The sequence below is a fragment of the Arthrobacter sp. 18067 genome (assembly GCF_902706295.1).
Lineage (GTDB): Bacteria > Actinomycetota > Actinomycetes > Actinomycetales > Micrococcaceae > Arthrobacter.
This window is the reverse complement of record NZ_CACSJJ010000114.1, coordinates 1-391: the sequence shown is the minus strand read 5'-3', so window position 1 is coordinate 391 and position 391 is coordinate 1. Positions and strand designations below refer to the sequence as shown.

1 pseudogene is annotated in these 391 nt (G+C 65.7%); it reads left to right on the top strand.

The window, feature by feature from the left end:
* Positions 1-178 precede the first annotated feature (178 nt).
* Positions 179-391: pseudogene (locus GVL04_RS25070) on the top strand (hypothetical protein); the annotation flags it as partial.

Below are 391 nucleotides of genomic sequence, written 5' to 3'. Positions count from 1 at the left end.
GTCCTGCGAGTTCCCCGCCCGCAGTCGTGTTTTCAGTCATTGCCTATCCCCAAGCGCACGGCCCAATCTCTGGCGGGAGCCGCTGCGAAAGCGTATCTATATCGCACTTCCCGCGCCCGCTTCAAGGCCGGCCTGCCGCGCAGGGGGTAGCACCGGGCTGAACGTGACCGGGTTCGCAATGACTGCGCTGCCGGCAGGCGGACGCTGCGTTGCACTACGGCGGGGAGGCACACGGCCGGCGTTGCCGCTACCATCAACGCCTTGCCTGACAGGTGCGCCCATGCCGTTGAACGTCATCGTGGTGATGGACCCCATCGCCCACATCAAGATCGCCAAGGACACCACCTTCGCCATGTTGCTGGAAGCCCAGCGCCGTGGCCATGCCCTGCAC